The 15,744-nt window shown below is 58.0% G+C and carries 13 protein-coding genes and 1 other RNA gene; 10 read left to right on the forward strand and 4 right to left on the reverse strand.

The features are described from left to right. The first annotated feature begins 33 nt into the window (after positions 1-33). A complete protein-coding gene (locus F4X57_14185) occupies positions 34-1,236 on the forward strand; it encodes a mechanosensitive ion channel family protein (GenBank protein MYC08294.1) in 1,203 nt (400 codons plus the stop codon). A 21-nt stretch (positions 1,237-1,257) separates the two neighbouring features. Here F4X57_14185 and F4X57_14190 read toward each other — a convergent pair whose 3' ends face one another. The 4 genes from F4X57_14190 to F4X57_14205 all read right to left on the reverse strand — a co-directional run bounded on the left by F4X57_14190 (position 1,258) and on the right by F4X57_14205 (position 6,085). Continuing rightward, a complete protein-coding gene (locus F4X57_14190; protein ID MYC08295.1) occupies positions 1,258-1,674 on the reverse strand; it encodes a hypothetical protein in 417 nt (138 codons plus the stop codon). Positions 1,675-1,702: 28 nt separating this feature from the next. Then, positions 1,703-2,584 carry an ABC transporter permease gene (locus F4X57_14195; GenBank protein MYC08296.1) on the reverse strand — a complete coding sequence of 294 codons (882 nt, stop codon included), beginning with the start codon at positions 2,582-2,584 and terminating at the stop codon, positions 1,703-1,705. Between the two features lie 109 nt (positions 2,585-2,693). Then, positions 2,694-3,641, reverse strand: coding sequence for an ABC transporter permease (locus F4X57_14200; GenBank protein ID MYC08297.1), 948 nt, complete (start codon positions 3,639-3,641; stop codon positions 2,694-2,696). 203 nt (positions 3,642-3,844) lie between these two features. Next, positions 3,845-6,085 (reverse strand): hypothetical protein, encoded by a 2,241-nt coding sequence (locus F4X57_14205; GenBank protein ID MYC08298.1) that lies wholly within the window; start codon positions 6,083-6,085, stop codon positions 3,845-3,847. A gap of 614 nt (positions 6,086-6,699) precedes the next feature. On the opposite strand from F4X57_14205, the gene lepA reads away from it, so the two are divergent. From lepA to F4X57_14250, 9 genes are all read left to right on the forward strand, one after another. Then, on the forward strand, positions 6,700-8,517 hold the full coding sequence (gene lepA, locus F4X57_14210; GenBank protein MYC08299.1) for an elongation factor 4: 1,818 nt from the start codon (positions 6,700-6,702) through the stop codon (positions 8,515-8,517). 157 nt (positions 8,518-8,674) lie between these two features. Beyond that, positions 8,675-8,939, forward strand: an RNA gene (gene ffs / locus F4X57_14215) — signal recognition particle sRNA large type. A gap of 46 nt (positions 8,940-8,985) precedes the next feature. Further along, positions 8,986-9,342, forward strand: coding sequence for a hypothetical protein (locus tag F4X57_14220; GenBank protein ID MYC08300.1), 357 nt, complete (start codon positions 8,986-8,988; stop codon positions 9,340-9,342). A 35-nt stretch (positions 9,343-9,377) separates the two neighbouring features. Beyond that, the gene (rsmA, locus tag F4X57_14225) at positions 9,378-10,235 is read left to right on the forward strand and encodes a ribosomal RNA small subunit methyltransferase A (GenBank protein ID MYC08301.1); all 858 of its coding nucleotides are present in this window, start codon (positions 9,378-9,380) and stop codon (positions 10,233-10,235) included. Further along, positions 10,087-11,067: a 4-(cytidine 5'-diphospho)-2-C-methyl-D-erythritol kinase gene (gene ispE / locus F4X57_14230; GenBank protein ID MYC08302.1), complete on the forward strand. Its 981-nt coding sequence runs from the start codon at positions 10,087-10,089 to the stop codon at positions 11,065-11,067. The genes rsmA and ispE overlap by 149 nt, the downstream gene beginning before the upstream one ends. Positions 11,068-11,204: 137 nt before the next feature. Further along, positions 11,205-11,624, forward strand: coding sequence for a hypothetical protein (locus tag F4X57_14235; protein ID MYC08303.1), 420 nt, complete (start codon positions 11,205-11,207; stop codon positions 11,622-11,624). A 439-nt stretch (positions 11,625-12,063) separates the two neighbouring features. Beyond that, positions 12,064-12,780, forward strand: a complete 717-nt coding sequence (locus F4X57_14240; GenBank protein MYC08304.1) for a PHP domain-containing protein — start codon at positions 12,064-12,066, stop codon at positions 12,778-12,780. A 433-nt stretch (positions 12,781-13,213) separates the two neighbouring features. Next, the gene (locus tag F4X57_14245) at positions 13,214-15,127 is read left to right on the forward strand and encodes an acetate--CoA ligase (GenBank protein ID MYC08305.1); all 1,914 of its coding nucleotides are present in this window, start codon (positions 13,214-13,216) and stop codon (positions 15,125-15,127) included. A gap of 93 nt (positions 15,128-15,220) precedes the next feature. Beyond that, entirely contained in the window at positions 15,221-15,508 is a 288-nt protein-coding gene (locus F4X57_14250; GenBank protein MYC08306.1) for a hypothetical protein, read from the forward strand. Positions 15,509-15,744: the final 236 nt, after the last annotated feature.

A 15,744-nucleotide genomic window follows, 5' to 3' on the forward strand; every position in this document is an offset into this window, starting at 1 on the left:
TAACGTCTTGTGCATACTTGAGGATTGCCATTTATGCCGACGGAAGCCTTCACAGAGAACGCAGGCTTGGCGCTGTTATACGCGCTAGGAGTCGTTGTCGTATTCGCCATAGTCGCCTTCATCATCAACTTCATCGTAGGACAGTCGCTGAATCTGCTAGTGAGGCGGCATAACAGCCCGCTTCAGTCAGTGGAAATACGAGTGATGGGCGCGCTGCGTATTCCCATCCTGCTGGCTATCGTCCTTTACGGCGTCCGCGTGGCATTGAACTCGCTCTCGCAGGCGTCCTCTCCCACGCTCGACTTCATCTCAAACCTTGGGCAGTTGGGACACTATGCCTGGATAGTCTCCGTCGCCGCCGTAGTATGCTACACAGTTTCGCGGCTGATAGTCGCCTTCATGCGCTGGTACAGCGCGCGCGCTCCCCACGATACGCGCACCGCGCTCAATACCGTTATCTGGCCCATACTCATCCGCATCACATCCATCGTCGTCTTCACGCTCGGCGCGCTGGTCGCGCTCGACCTTATGGGCATACCGATAACGCCCCTGCTCGCCGGACTCGGTATTGGCGGGCTTGCCGTCGCTCTCGCGCTCAGCCCCACAATATCCAGCTTCATCGCCGGCACATACGTCGTCGCCGAAGGACACATCAGCGAAGGCGACTATATCGAAATCGACTCCGAGCGAGCGGGTTTCGTAATCAGCGTAGGCTGGCGCAGCACTGTCCTACGTAGCAGATTCAACAACGTGATAGTCGTGCCCAACAGCCTCATCACCGAGAGCATCGTTACGAACTATGCCACGCCATCGCCGGCGGTAACGGGCAATGTGGAAAACGGCGTGAGCTACGATTCGGACTTGAAGCATGTCGAGCGAGTTTCGCTTGAGGTCGCTCGCGAGGTGATAGAAGAGGCCGAAGGGGCGAACAAAGACTTCGAGCCTATCTTCCGCTACTCGGAGTTCGGCGACTCCAACATCAACTTCCGCATCGTATTCCAAGGCGTTGACCGCGCCGGAATGATTGCCATCAGGCACGAAATCATAAAGGAACTGCACGCGCGCTTCCAAGAAGAAGGCATCGAAATCAACTATCCCGTGCGAAAACTAACTGCGCCGCTGCCCGAAACCTTTGCACCCGCCGACGAACTGAATGAAGCTGCGAAAACGGAAGAAGAAAAGGAAGACGTGGATGCCAACGCGCAACCGTCAAAGCCGGCCGCAACTAAGAACTGACGACTGATTACTGAAAACTCGTCAACAATCACCTTTGACGGTGATTATCTCGCCCGTGCCCTCGTATAATCGCCAGAAATCGTCAGTGGGCGTGTGGGTTACCTGCCATTCGCGGTCGCCGCGTTCGTGGTGGTCGTCGGTGCGCGGGTTGCTGAGGAAGACGGCGGTGAAGCCCGGATCGCCTTCGAGGTATGCCGCGCCGTTCGCGCATTCGTTGCGCAGGTACTCGCGGACTCGCTCTATGGCTTCGGCGCGCGGTATTGTGGGGGCGTTGGCGGTGGCGGCGGCGTCTCGCGTTTCCTGCGACACGGCGATTTGGCGCTCTATGCCCGGCACTTGCACGCCGGACGCGACCAGCACCAGAAGCACGCCAAATCCGATGAACGCCGCCCACAACAGCGGGTAGCGGAGTGCGTATAGCGCTTCCAGAATCTTCATAGACGCGGCGAATTCCGGGGGCGATGCATTAAATCTGACGCAGGCGCGGGTCCCAACGGTCTCGCAGCCAGTCGCCGATGAAGTTGAACGACAGCACCGTCAGGAAGATTGCCATTCCGGGGAAGAAAGCAACCCACCACGCCGAGCCGAGGAACTCACGACCGACGGATATGTCCGCGCCCCAAGACGGCGTAGGCGGCGGGACGCCCGCGCCCAGGAACGACAGGATGCTTTCGGACAGAATGGTGCTGCCGACCTGCAGCGTGCTCGCCACGACCACAGTGTTAGCGACGGCGGGCAGCAGATGGCGGAACATTATGCGGAAGGTGGATGCGCCGGCGATTGTCGCGAGCGCAATGTAGTCGAAGTTGCGCACTTGCAGCGTTTGACCGCGCACGAGACGCGCGATGCCGGTCCACGCGCCGAGCGCAAGAACGAACGCGACCACGGCGAAGCTCTGCCCTAAGACGAGCACGAGCGCGATGGCGAGCAGAATGTATGGGATGGCGTTGAACACATCGACGATGCGCATTATCACTTCGTCGATGAATCCGCCGTAGTAGCCCGCTATCAGCCCGACCGTCGTGCCGAAAATCGTGCCTATTGCGATTGCGATTGCAGCGAGGCTGAGCGACAGCCGCGCACCATAGACTATGCGGCTAACGATGTCGCGTCCGAGTTGGTCTGCGCCGAGAATGAAGTGATAGACTCGCTCGTCGCGTCCCAGCGGGATGCCGTTGGTGTTGCAGCTCTCGAACTTGTTGCTGATTTGCCCTTCTTCGCACGGCGGATACCAAGCGGGAGAGGCAAGCACAGCGCGGAGCTGATCCTTCTCCGGCTCGTAGGGCGCAATCAGCGGCGAGAACGCCGCGCATATCGCGAGAATGATCAGTATCACCATCGGAATCAGAGGCCAACGGCGGAACACATAGAATGCCCGCGCGAATGCTGATTCCCTTCTACTTTCTTCAAGGTCTGTTAGGGAGACCTGTCCAACGGGTGTAGTCAACTGACCGTCCTTACGAGTAGCGAATTCGAGGGTCTATGAAGGCGTACAGCACATCGATGATAAAGATGGCGAACACATACAGCGCCGTGAAAACCAGCACCGCGCCCGTCATCAACGGGAAATCGTTGTTGATGATGGAGCGGTAGGTCATCTGCCCCAAGCCTGGCCAGGCGAACACCGTCTCCGTGACCACCGTGCCGCCGATGAAGCCGACAAGAATCAGCCCGGCAAATGTCAGAGGCGGGATGAGCGCGTTCTTGAAAGCATGCTTCCAGATGACCGTGCCAGTCGCCACGCCCTTTGCTCGCGCCAGCTTGACATATTCCGAATCCAGCACTTCGAGCATGGACGAGCGAACCAGGCGCATCAGCCCTGCGGATGCAAGCCAGCCGAGCGTTACCGCGGGCATCGGATAGTAGCGCAGGCGGTCAAGCCAGCTGCTGGCGTCGTGCCCGCGCGTCCCGGACGGCAACCAATCAAGCGTTACGCTGAACACCAGAATAAGCATTATGCCCAGCCAGAACGGTGGCAGCGCCTGCCCGAATACGGCGAATGTTCTGCCTACCACATCCCAAAACGTGCCGCGCTTAACCGCAGACAGTATGCCTAGCGGTATGCCGGTAATCAGCACGAACAGAACTGCGGACAGACCGAGTTGCAGGCTTGCCGGCGCGAAGTAGAAGACTTCTTCAAGCACGGGCTTGCCTGTCTTCAGGGATTCACCGAAGTCGCCTTGGAAAAAGCCCTTGCCCGCCCAAATCAGGTATTGGACGATGAGCGGCTTGTCTAGGTGGAACTGCTTGCCCCAAGCTTCCCACTGCTCCGGCGACACATAGCCGACATTGAGCATTACATTACGCGGGTCGCCCTGTAGGCGTGAAAGCGCGAACACTATCAGGGTCGCGGCGACTATCGCCACCACCAAGAAGAGCAATCGCCTCAGAATGAAGACTTTCATCTAGTTCGCGCTCCGGAGCAGGTTAACTGTAGGTAGTCTTGTTGGTCAGCCTGTCGGTCGGCCTGTTGGACGGATGATTAGTCCTTGCGAAACAGGTTTGCCTGACAGGAGATTGTTGTCAATACGATTATTGCTTATACATTGATGGACGGCAGCCGGACGATGTTGATGTCCGGCTGCCGTACTTTTTGTCTAACCGATTATTACTGCCCGGCGGGAACTATCGTCTCGAACGAGTTGGGTAGCTCGTAAGGCGCGAGGTTCCAGCTCTCAACGGTGTCCGGGTTGAAGCCGATGAGCACAGGCACCTCGACTGTTCCGGTCGACAGGGTCATGTCATACGCCCAGTCCAGAATCTCTTCGCGGGTAGTGAGATTTTCATCCGAACCCTTCTTCTGAATGCGCGTGTCCTCACGGTTCTGCCACCAGCGGTTGTCCTCGATGCCGGGGTTCCAGCCACCGGCGGGAAGCGGCCATAGACCACCACCCGGCAGCGTGCCGCCGCCCTCACCGAGCCTGCCGTGCTTGCTGGTGGGACCCCAACGCGTCATCCACGGCACATGAATCTCGCGGCCCAGCATTGTCGGGCGGCGCGAGGAATACTGCGTGCTGTCGATGTACGGATCAAGCCCAAGGTTCTCTTTCCACTGTCCGACTACCGCTTCGCAGACTTCAAGCGATGTGCCATTGCCCTGCGAGCAGAAGAACTCGAACTCAAAGCCTGGCGCAACACCCGACTCTGCCAGAAGCGCCTGCGCCTTGTCCGGATCGAATGCGTAGCTCCAGCGATCCTTGTACTCAGGGTGCGTTTGGTGAACCGTCATGCCGGGGAACGCCCCACCATAAACTGCGCCACCGTAACCGCCCGTAACCGACGACGCGATTAGCTCGCGGTCGATCGCGTAGGCAAGCGCCTGGCGGAACTTCTTGGCGCTTATCATGCGCGGCGTCTCATAAGAGAACCTCTCGGTGTCGGTGTAGTCGAAACCTTCAGCGCCCTCTTCGAATCGGGAATCAAATCCGTCGAATTCGTACATGCCGCTGAAGTTGGCAACATTGCAGCCCGCGCCGGGCTCGTCTTGAATAGCGGGATCGCTGCGGTCGATGCCCACGCACTCAAGGCGCGGATCGCCGATCCACGGATACTTGTCAGAAGGAAGGAAGCCCTTCCGCAAGATTGGCTTGCCTGACAGGTCATCGTCGCCAAGCGTCGAATTCGGCGGGTACCGGAATGCCCAGAGGTTGCCGGAGAAGTAGTAGAAGTTGCCGTTGATGGCGTCAAGGCCCTCGTGGAACTTGAAACCCTCGTCCTCAAGTCGTCCAACATCTTGAATCGATGCCATGGCGATATCGGCTGCCCCGGTCTGGAGCATTGCCGAGCGCTGCTGCGCCTCATTCGCCTGCACGAAAATCAGCCTCTGGAACGGAGCGGACTGCCGCCAGTGGTCCACACGCGCGACAGCGTTGATGCGCTCGGCGGGCAGCCATTCTTCCACTACGAACGGACCCGAACCATGCGGGAAACCGAAAGTCCCATCCTCGTTGCCTGCGGCTTCCAGCTCATCGTTATATGCCTTGGACTGAATCCATATCGCGTCCTGGCAGATTGACGATGCGTCCTGCAGACCGTCCGAGCGGAACGCGCGGTTCTCGGCTACGGCGACATACTCGCTCTCTGCGCGCCAGGGCTTATAGTATTCGTAAGCCTGCGACGAGTTGGAGTGCGCGGAGTTGGTGTTCTCCGAACCTGCGTCATTAAACGACCACGCCACATCCTCTGCGGTCAGCGGGCCCATCCTCACAAGTCCGTCCGACTCTGCGCGGTAGAAGTCGATGCCCTCTTGGATGAACACCCTGATAATGCCCTGGTTATCCGGGTCGGACAGATCGGCAGCATCGAAGTTCTCGAGTTCCTTGCCGTCCATCTTCACGGTGCCGCCGTCCTTGCCGGGGAGTTCCCACTCCCAGCCGGTGGCGACGAACGGCGCGTGGCAAGCCTCGCCGGTAGAGCGAATTGGGTTGCCCTGATCGTCATAAGTGGGCTCCCAGCCAAGCAGCGGCTCTTGGAAGCCGAAGAAGCCGTGGAACAGTACGTCGGGCCAAGTGCCCTTCACATTGCGGAACTGCGGCGTGCCGACATTGTCGAACGCCACGGTGATGGTAACTGCGACCTGCTCTGTCGGAATCTCAGGAGCGGGCGTGGGCTGCACCGGCGCTGCGGTAGCTGCCGGAGCCGCCTGTGCGGGCGCAGATGGCGCGGCGGCGGTTGTCGCTGCCGGTGCCGGCGCTGCAGGCGCGGGCGCTGCCGGTGCCGGCGCGGATGTCTGCGGCGCCGCTGCGGGCGCTTCAGGCGCTGCCGGCGCTTCATCGGCGCCGCCGCAAGCGGCCAGTGCCATTGCCGCGATCGCGACAATTCCTAGAAGCCAAATGGCTTTAATCTTCATAATTCCCTCCAATTCGTTGTAAACCTTTCGCTGTAAAACTGTATGGTCTGATGTTCAAACACGCCAGTGAAATCGTGGTCTCGTTCCGTAAGCCTAATCGCAAGGTGATTTCGACACACATTTATATCATTATCTAATACCTACTATCAGCAAGTTACAATGTTATTCAGACAGATTTGGATTGTCAATGATTTTTTCACAAAGTCGAAATTCGCCATAATCGCGCCATATACTCGCCAAACTTGTGCCAAACTTGGCAAGCACAGCTGCCGCGTGAGCGAGACTACTGAAAGGTCTGGGGCATATTCCATCTATAACACTGCTTATGAGATGAGACGAATTCGTAAATCCCTAATGTCGTCATTCCACGCTGTTTTTGTCATTCCGAATACTCCTCCCCTGTCATTTCGAATGCAGTGAGGAATCTGAAGCATGTCCCTGCAAAGGCAGGGATCGTCTACATGCCAAACATGCCAACCTGTTTCCGACCTTAGATTTCTCGCTTCGCTCGAAATGACAGATATAAATTGCAAATGACAGGTAAGAATTGCACTTGTGAGCTCGTCTTATCCTTATAGATAGACCGTTGCACACGTGGGTGATAATATATGCTTATGAACGCACAACATATTCGCAATTTTTGCATCATTGCGCACATCGACCACGGGAAGTCCACGCTTGCGGACCGGCTTATGCAGCAGACGGGCGCGGTGGAAGAGCGCGACATGGTGGAGCAGTTGCTCGACAGCATGGAGCTTGAGCGCGAGCGCGGCATTACCATCAAAGCGCAAGCGGTACGCTTGTCGTATCGTGCGGACGATGGGCAGGACTACCAACTCAACCTCATAGACACGCCGGGGCATGTGGACTTTTCCTACGAAGTGTCGCGCAGCCTCGCCGCTTGCGAGGGCGCGCTGCTGGTCGTGGACGCTTCGCAGGGCATTCAGGCGCAGACGCTTGCCAATGTCTATCTCGCGCTGGAACACGACCTCGAAATTATCCCGGTCATCAACAAGATAGACCTCGATGTGGCAGAGCCGGAGCGAGTCGCAGAGGAAGTGCAGCAGGCGTTTGGCTTTATAGACGACGAGATTGTTTTCGTCTCCGCAAAGGACGGCACGGGCATACCCGAAATCCTCGAAGCGATAGTGCAGCGAGTGCCGCCGCCTTCCGGCGATGCCGACTCGCCGCTGCGCGCACTGATATTCGACTCCAAGTACGACCCATACAAGGGCGCCATCGCCTATGTGCGCGTGATGGACGGGCAAGTGCCTTCGGGCAGTCGCGTCAAGATTATGTCCACCGACAGCGCGAGCGAAGTGTTGGAAGTCGGCGTGTTCGCGCCTGAGCCAACTAAAGTCGGACGCTTGGGCGTGGGGGAAGTGGGATATGTCGCAACGGGCTTGAAGAGCGTCGGCGATGCACCCGTCGGCGACACCGTAACGCTAGCCAACGCGCCGTCCGCTGAGCCGCTCAAGGGCTATCAGCCACTCAAGCCGATGGTGTTCGCGGGCCTTTATCCTGCCGACGGCGAAGATTACCTTGAAATGCGCGTCGCCCTCGAGAAATTGCAACTCAACGACGCGGCGCTTGTCTTTCAGCCGGAAAACTCGGTCGCGCTCGGATCAGGCTTTCGCTGCGGTTTCCTCGGTCTGTTACACATGGATGTCGTGCAGGAACGGCTGGAGCGCGAGTATGACCTGAACCTGCTCGCCACTTCGCCGAGCGTCGCCTACGAAGTGCTGATGACGGACGGCGAGATTCTGGAAATCGACAGCCCGGCGCACTTGCCGGAGTCGTCGCGCATCGATGAGATTCAAGAGCCATGGCTCGATGTCAGCATCATCGCGCCGGCGAATTACATCGGTCCCGTGATGGACCTAGTGCGCAACCGTCGCGGCGAGTACAAGCGTATGGAATACTTGCAGCACGAGGGCGCGAACTCCGCGCCGCGAGTGCTGATGGAATTCGATGTGCCGCTCGCGGAGGTGCTAATCGACTTCTACGACAACCTGAAGGCGAACACGCAGGGCTACGCGTCGATGGACTATTCCATATCAGGCTATCGCCCCGGCAGCCTCGTCAAGGTGGACATTCTGGTGAACGGCGAGCCCGTGGACGCGCTGTCCATTATCACGCACCGCGACAACGCCTACTACCAGGGACGCGAGTTGGTGAAGAAACTGCGCGAGCTTATCCCCAGGCAGCTGTTCGAGGTGCCGGTGCAAGCCGCCATCGGCAGGAAGATTATCGCCCGCGAGACTATCCGCGCGCTGCGCAAGGATGTGCTTGCCAAGTGCTACGGCGGCGATGTAACGCGCAAACGCAAGCTGCTGCAGCGCCAAGCCGAAGGCAAAAAGCGCATGAAGCGCGTCGGCAGCGTAGAAATACCGCAGGAAGCGTTTCTGAGCATTCTGAAGGTGAGCCGGTAAGTCGGTCTGTCAGTATTTCAGTCTTTCAGTTCGTCAGTCCGCGCCGAAGAAGCCAATATCGGCATGACGGATAGAGCTGACTTACTGAAATATGACAGACCGACAGACTCCCACTCCGTTGACACGCTTGCGCCGCCGCCCTACCATGGGTGCAAGGTCGTGCTAAGCGGGGAGATAGCGGTGCCCTGTACTCGCAATCCGCTCTAGCGAGGCTGAACTCCTCTTGGAGGTTTACCATTCCGAGCCGCTGGCGACAGTCGGTCGGCGTTGATAGCTGGGTCCTGCGCGGCGGAAAGCCGTGAACCCCGTCAGGTCTGGAAGGAAGCAGCGGTAAGCGGTGTCTTCCGGGTGCCGCAGGGTCGCCTGGCTTGAGTCGCCGCTGTAGCCATGCTCGCGGCTGGGAATCGAATTGAGGTGCACGACCTATCAGGCGTCTTTTTTTTCAGGCGTCGAATATGAGGTTATCCAATGGGTTGCTTCAATGTGAAAATGGACATCGGCGGGCAGCAAGGCGATCGCTGGGTAACCACCGATGCGCTTGTGGATACGGGCGCGTTCTTCAGTTCTATCCCGTCGTCAACGCTACGCGAACTTGGCGTGTCACCAGTAATGAGCAGGAACTTCCAGTTTGGCGACGGAAGCATCAAGCGCACGAACATAGGCAGGACTTGGATAAGGGTGAATGGACGAGATGCCTTCACACAAGTTACTTTCAGTGAGGAAGGCGCGCCAATCTTGCTCGGCGCATTGGCGCTGGAAGAACTGCTTTTTGTCGTCAATCCCAAGGAACAGCGATTGGTCCCGATGGACTTGATTAACGCCTAGTCGCACTTGATAGCGCCTAATAAGTTGCCGTACAGATGCTGCGCCATGCCCCCGCCAAAAAATCCCTAGCCCAAAACTTCCTCACCGACCGCCGTATCGTATCCCGCATCATCGCCGCCGCTGACATCGCGCCGGACGACAATGTGCTTGAAATTGGGCCCGGTCGCGGCATACTCACCCGCCCGCTTGCCGACAGAACCGCGAGCCTGACCGCAGTCGAACTAGACGACGACCTTGCCGCCGAGCTGACTACGGAATTCGCCGAGCATTCCCATGTGAACATCGTTCACGCGGACGCCCGACACGTTGATATATCATCCCTGCTGGCGGACGGCGCGCGCTACAAGCTCATCGCCAACCTGCCGTACTACGCAGCGCAGCCGATAATCCGCAGATTTCTCGAAGCCGAGCGGCAGCCCACGATGATGGTCGTGATGGTACAGCGAGAAGTGGCTCGCAATATGACAGCAGCACCCGGCGGCATGACACTGCTGTCAGTCGCGACGCAGCTCTATGGCAAGCCGCGCATTGTCGGCAGTGTGCCTCCGCGCGCATTCCGCCCCGCGCCGAAGGTAACATCCGCCATCGTTCGCATCGACGTATATTCGCGGCTCGCGCTTGACTTGGATAGCGTCGATGCGTTCTTTACACTGGTGCGCGCCGGATTTTCCGCGCCGCGCAAGCAAATTCACAACTGCCTGCAAAACGGACTGACGCAAAACGGGCTGACGATTACACGCGTCGATGCGGAAGATGTGCTGCAACATGCCAACATCGACCCCAAGCGCAGGCCGCAAACGCTGTCTCTTGACGAATGGGGCGACCTTTACGCGGCATGGCGGCTGCGCTATCCTGAATCCGATGCTCACACTCAAGGCATACGCGAAAATTAACCTCACGCTAGAGGCGCTCGGTCGCCGGGAAGACGGCTATCACGAAGTCGCCACCATCATGCAGACCGTTGACCTGCATGATACCGTGCGTCTCGCGCCCGCAGATGACCTGACGCTAACTTGCGACGATCCGGCGTTGGAATCTTCGGACAATCTGGCGTACAAGGCAGCGGCGCTGCTGCGCAAAGAGAGCGGCTATGAAGGCGGCGCAACCATTGGCATTGAGAAGGCGATTCCCGTGTCCGCAGGGCTTGGTGGCGGCAGCAGCGACGCGGCGGCGACCCTGCGCGGGCTGAACGACCTGTGGCAACTTGGCATGGGCATGGCACGGCTCGAAGCGCTTGCGGCGCAGCTTGGCTCGGATGTGCCGTTCCTGTTACAGGGCGGCACGGCTATCGGGCTGGGCAGAGGCGAGCGCATTCGCCGCATTCCACCGCCGGAAGTGCAGTGGCTAGTGGTCGTAACGCCCGATGTGCGGCACACCGGCGGCGCAAGCAGCAAGACTGCCGCGCTGTACGGCATGCTCACGCCCGCGAACTACACTCGTGGCTATTTGACGCGCAAGTTAGAGGCGAGGATTCGCGTGGGCAAGGATATGCCGGCGCAATTCCTGTTCAACGTGTTTGACGATGTGGCATTCGACGCCTATCCCGGCTTGGAGCAGTGCTGGAACACATTCGCAGAACTCGGCGCGCGCGAAATCCACATATCCGGCAGCGGTCCGTCCATCTACGCGCTAATGCCGCGCCGCGAAGTCGGCACTGCCATCCAACTGCTGCTGCGACACAAACACGGCTTGAACGCGCATCTGGTGTCAGCAGTATGGCCGTAGCCCTGTGGTGATACGATTGTATGAGACGATTTGACGCCAATATCACTCTGATGATTCTTCCCCTATTCTTCCCTTCCCTCTTGATGATGGAAGGGAAGAAGGATATAGATTTCGAGACGGTCGGATAAGGCTAGAACATGACAATCGACAGATTCATAGACGGCGCGGTGCTTGGGATGCTTATGGCGTCCGTGTTCATCACCGTGTCAATGTTCAGCCTGTTTTCGGTGCTGAAGAATCGCCGCGATAGGATGATGCCGGTTATGGAAAAGTTCCCGCCGATGACAATGGCAATGGGGATAGTCGCCGTATCATACCCGACTTGGGCAGTCGCCGGCGGTGCGTTGTCGCTGCTGTATCAGGTCATACTGCAGCAGACGCCGGGCAGCGGGCTGGGCAGTCCGAATCTGGCATACACGTTGGTCATCGTGAGCACGGCGGTCTTGCTTGCCGCGCCACTCGTAATTCTGTTCCGCCAGATGCTCGCGGGCGTGCTGACGATAACGCTGCTCTTCGTCGGGCTGTTCGGCTGGTTTCTGCCCTACTTCGCGGCGTGAAGCGGCGGCGCCCTCACCAACACCACCCCGCCGAATTGACCCTAACCTGCATTCAGGACTAGAATCCCTATACCCCTTTATGCGGAGAATGCAACGGAGAACGCGTTGCGGCAACCTTGCACGAGCCATGAATTTGCCTAGGGTCTTCCGATTATTCATGGTCTTTCGGTTATTTATGCCATTTCGAGCGAAGCGAGAAATCTAAACGCGTTGACTACACACAGGCTTGTTTCCACACAGCGATTTTAGACCCTTCACTTCGCCCAGGGTGACAACCGAAAGTCCCTGTGATTTGCCGCGAAAATTACCAAGAATCTGCCATTCATGATAACCTAAACGGCTTTACCTAAATCGTAGCCTTCCCGCAGCGAACAAGAAGGCACAGGGTGAGCATAGGTTAGTTCAGACCAGACATGAAAGGCAGTTACAGGATAGAACATTGACAGTATTTGACCTACATCTACACACTGTTCACGGCAGCAGCGACAGCAACCTTCGTCCCGAACAGCTCATCGAAGAAGCGCAGCGCATAGGGCTTGACGGCATTTGCCTCACCGAGCACTCCGGCGGCTGGGAAAACTACCAACTCATAGACACATTCAAGGATTCCGGTCTTGTGGTAATTGGGGCGGTCGAAGTGTACACGGATGTTGGGCATGTGATCGCAATCGGGATACGCCACTACGTCAGCGGCATGCACACTGCCGAAGGTTTGCGCAAAGTCCTCGATAAGGCGGGTGGCGTGATGATTCCGGCGCATCCGTTCCGCAACTTCTTCAACCGTCCACCGTACAATGTCAACCTGCTGTACAAGAACTACGACGGCGACCTCCCGACAACTGCGGCTGAGGCAGCGAAGCATCCGCTGTTTGAGCTTGCGGACGATATAGAAATAGCCAACGGCAGCAATACTGACAAGGAAAACCTGTTCACGCTGGAAGTGGCGCGCGAGCTCGGTTTCACAGGAACGGGCGGCAGCGACGCGCATTCCACGCAAGGCATTGGCAAGTGCGTAACCATCTTCGACGGCGACATCCGCAACGAAGCCGACCTGATCGAAGCGATAAGGGCGAAGGCATTCACCGCCGGGCAAGGACTACATGTAGGCAATCTCGAACCATTCGGCGAGCGAAGCGTATCGGAAGCCGCTGACTAATCCTGCGAAATGGTCGCTCGTCCTGTTGCCACAGCCTAGGCTGCGTGGACAATTGGGACATTCCCGTGAAGCATATCCTCATGAAAACGGGGAACGGGAATCCAGAATATCAGATGTCGCAGCTTTGTTATATTAACGCCGCTTGCAAGCGCCGGATTCCTGCTCCCGCAAGAATGACGGGACACAATTGTGAATTGTCCACAGAACCTAGTTTTGATGCCGCGACACCGGCACTCTGCCGACTACGATCCGATGGAATGTTTCGACCGCGCTCAAGTCAGAAGTTGAATTACGGAAGCGCCGAAGCGATAGGTAGGTTTGAATCGACGGAGTACTCGCAGTGTGACGCCATTTACGATAGGCTAGACGGGAGCGAGCGGTGCCGCTCCACACTACTTCACACTATAAGAACGCAGGTACAGGAGGCAGCATTATGCAAGTAGTCAACCCTATTGCTAGCCGGTGGCGCAGGGAGGCTTCCGATGACCCGGTTGCCTTTTGGGAGCGCGCGGCGGAGAGCCTGCCGTGGTTCCGCAAGTGGGACGATGTTTTCGACTGGCAGCCGCCTGAGTTTCGGTGGTTCAGCGGCGCGAAGACGAACCTCGCTTACAACTGCATCGACCACCATGTCGAGCGTGGTTGGGGCGGGCATGCCGCCCTTGTCTATGCAAACGAACGCGGCGAGAGGCAGGTTTTCACATACTCGCAGCTCAAGCACGAAGTCGAGCGCATTGCTGCGGCGTTGCGCGGTATGAGCATCGGTAAGGGCGACCGTATCACCATCTACATGCCCATCAGCGCAGAGGCAATTATGCTGATGCTCGCCACCGTGCGCATCGGCGCGATTCACAGCGTCGTATTCGCCGGATTCGGCGCAGGCGCGCTTGGCGACCGCATACAGGCGAGCGGCTCGCGGCTGGTCTTCACCACAGACATTACATATCGCAAAGGGCGCGACATCCCGCTCAAGCACATCGTGGACGCGTCGCTTGAAGTCGGCGGAGAATCGGTTGAGCGCGTGGTCGTGCTTAGGCGCAGCCCCGACACGCCGATGAACCCGGAACGCGACCTCGACTGGAACGATTTCATCGCGCAAGGCGCCGGACACGACGGCAGCCATGAAGAGATGGAATCCAACGAACCTGCGTACATCCTCGCCACATCCGGCACGACCGCCAAGCCGAAACTCGTGGTGCACGCGCACGGCGGCTACCAAGTCGGCATCCACAGCATGGGCAAGTGGTGCTTCGGGCTACGCGACACCGATGTATGGTGGTCAACATCGGACATTGGCTGGGTCGTCGGGCATTCGTACATCGTCTATGCGCCGCTGCTTGCCGGCGCGACGACCATCGCGTTTGAAGGCGCGATAGACCACCCGGACCCGGACGCGATTTGGCAGATAAGCGAAGAGTTCGGCGTAACGGGCATGTTCACATCGCCCACCGCCGTGCGCTTGCTGATGCGCTATGGCGACGAGGGCAAGCCCAAGACCGCGCTGCCCACACTAGAGCGAGTCTTCTGCGCCGGCGAGGTGCTGAACCCGCCCGCTTGGGAATGGCTACAGCGCGAAGCGCTCGAAGACAGGATTCCCGTCATCGACCATTACTGGCAAACCGAGACCGGCGGACCGCTCGTAGGCAACCCTTATGGCTTGTCAATGCTGCCAATCAAGCCCGGTTCGAGCGGCACGCCTATGCCCGGCATCGAAGCCGCCATTATGACGCCGGAAGGCGAACTATGCGAGACCGGCGAGAAGGGCATTCTGGTCATCACTCGGCCGTTCCCCAGCCTGACACCGACGCTTTGGGGCGACGAACAGCGCTATGGCGAAGACTATTGGGGTCGCGTGCCTGACCGGCAGGTCTATTTCACCGGCGACTCGGCGCATATGGACGAAGACGGCTATGTATGGTTTGCGGGACGCGCGGACGAAATCATCAAGATTGCGGCGCATCGCATTGGCACGATAGAAGTCGAGTCTGCGTTCCTGACGCATCCGGCAGTCGCGGAGGCGGGTGTAACCGGACGGCCGGACGAACTGCGCGGCGAGGTCATATCGGCGTTCGTGGTGCTGCGAAACGACTACGCGCCCTCGGACGAGCTGAAAGCAGAGCTGCTGCAAGCGGTACGGCGCGAGCTTGGACCCGTCGCGGTCATCAGCGAGATAAACTTCGTTGACCTGCTGCCCAAAACCCGCAGCGGCAAGATAATGCGCCGAGTGTTCAAGGCGGTTGTGCTAGACCAAGACCCCGGTGACATCACCACCATTGAAGAAGAAGGCTCGGTCGAAGAGGCACGACAAGCGTGGCAAGCGATGGTGGCGAGCATCAGGGGCAACGAATAAAGGAAACCTCTTATCCCTTAGGGGTAATGGGTGAAAGTTGGCTGGCGCAATTCCGCGTCAGCCAAGTAATGCGTCATGATAGGAAAGTTCAAGATGGTAAAGTTCGTAGTGGCTTTATCACTACTCAGTTTTTACACGTATCTCATAAAAAGTTTCACCGAGGAAGAATACCTAATCATCTGCCAGAACTGCCAAACATGGGAACAATACTATGCAGCCTTAGCAATTGAGGCTCGCAACGGAGAGCCTGAGACCATCACAGGTATTGATTCTTTGCTTTTCTTAATGAACTCCAGCATTATATGGATGATTTCAGTCGCTGTATTTTTTGCTATTGCGATGCTGCTGGCAATCCGATTCTGGTTCTGGCGGAAAACCTAGTCTCATTCTTGTCTCAGTTTGCTGCCGTGCATGGCATTGGGTCTTGCACGGCTTTGCTTTCAGGCTTGGGCAAACTGTATATAATTCCCGCCGGACAACTTGCAGCTGCTCTGCACGCACTGCAACAGCACCAAAGGCGACAGGCAACAGGAATACCTTGTTGCGCGGCTAAAGGAATTGGACATCACATCCAAGAAGAATGCCCCGCGCCGGTTGTTTGTGCCGGCGGCTGTGGC

The organism is Chloroflexota bacterium, assembly GCA_009840355.1.
GTDB lineage: Bacteria > Chloroflexota > Dehalococcoidia > Lucifugimonadales > JADFKI01 > Bin90.

Bases quoted from the DNA above. Each gene is read 5' to 3' on its own strand.
- F4X57_14220 (MYC08300.1), top strand. From the start codon at position 8,986: ATGGGTTGCTTCAATGTGAAAATGGACATCGGCGGGCAGCAAGGCGAT.
- lepA (MYC08299.1), top strand. From the start codon at position 6,700: ATGAACGCACAACATATTCGCAATTTTTGCATCATTGCGCACATCGAC.
- ispE (MYC08302.1), top strand. From the start codon at position 10,087: ATGCGGAAGATGTGCTGCAACATGCCAACATCGACCCCAAGCGCAGGC.
- F4X57_14250 (MYC08306.1), top strand. From the start codon at position 15,221: ATGGTAAAGTTCGTAGTGGCTTTATCACTACTCAGTTTTTACACGTAT.
- F4X57_14205 (MYC08298.1), bottom strand. From the start codon at position 6,085: ATGAAGATTAAAGCCATTTGGCTTCTAGGAATTGTCGCGATCGCGGCA.
- F4X57_14200 (MYC08297.1), bottom strand. From the start codon at position 3,641: ATGAAAGTCTTCATTCTGAGGCGATTGCTCTTCTTGGTGGTGGCGATA.
- F4X57_14235 (MYC08303.1), top strand. From the start codon at position 11,205: ATGACAATCGACAGATTCATAGACGGCGCGGTGCTTGGGATGCTTATG.
- F4X57_14245 (MYC08305.1), top strand. From the start codon at position 13,214: ATGCAAGTAGTCAACCCTATTGCTAGCCGGTGGCGCAGGGAGGCTTCC.
- rsmA (MYC08301.1), top strand. From the start codon at position 9,378: ATGCTGCGCCATGCCCCCGCCAAAAAATCCCTAGCCCAAAACTTCCTC.
- F4X57_14190 (MYC08295.1), bottom strand. From the start codon at position 1,674: ATGAAGATTCTGGAAGCGCTATACGCACTCCGCTACCCGCTGTTGTGG.
- F4X57_14185 (MYC08294.1), top strand. From the start codon at position 34: ATGCCGACGGAAGCCTTCACAGAGAACGCAGGCTTGGCGCTGTTATAC.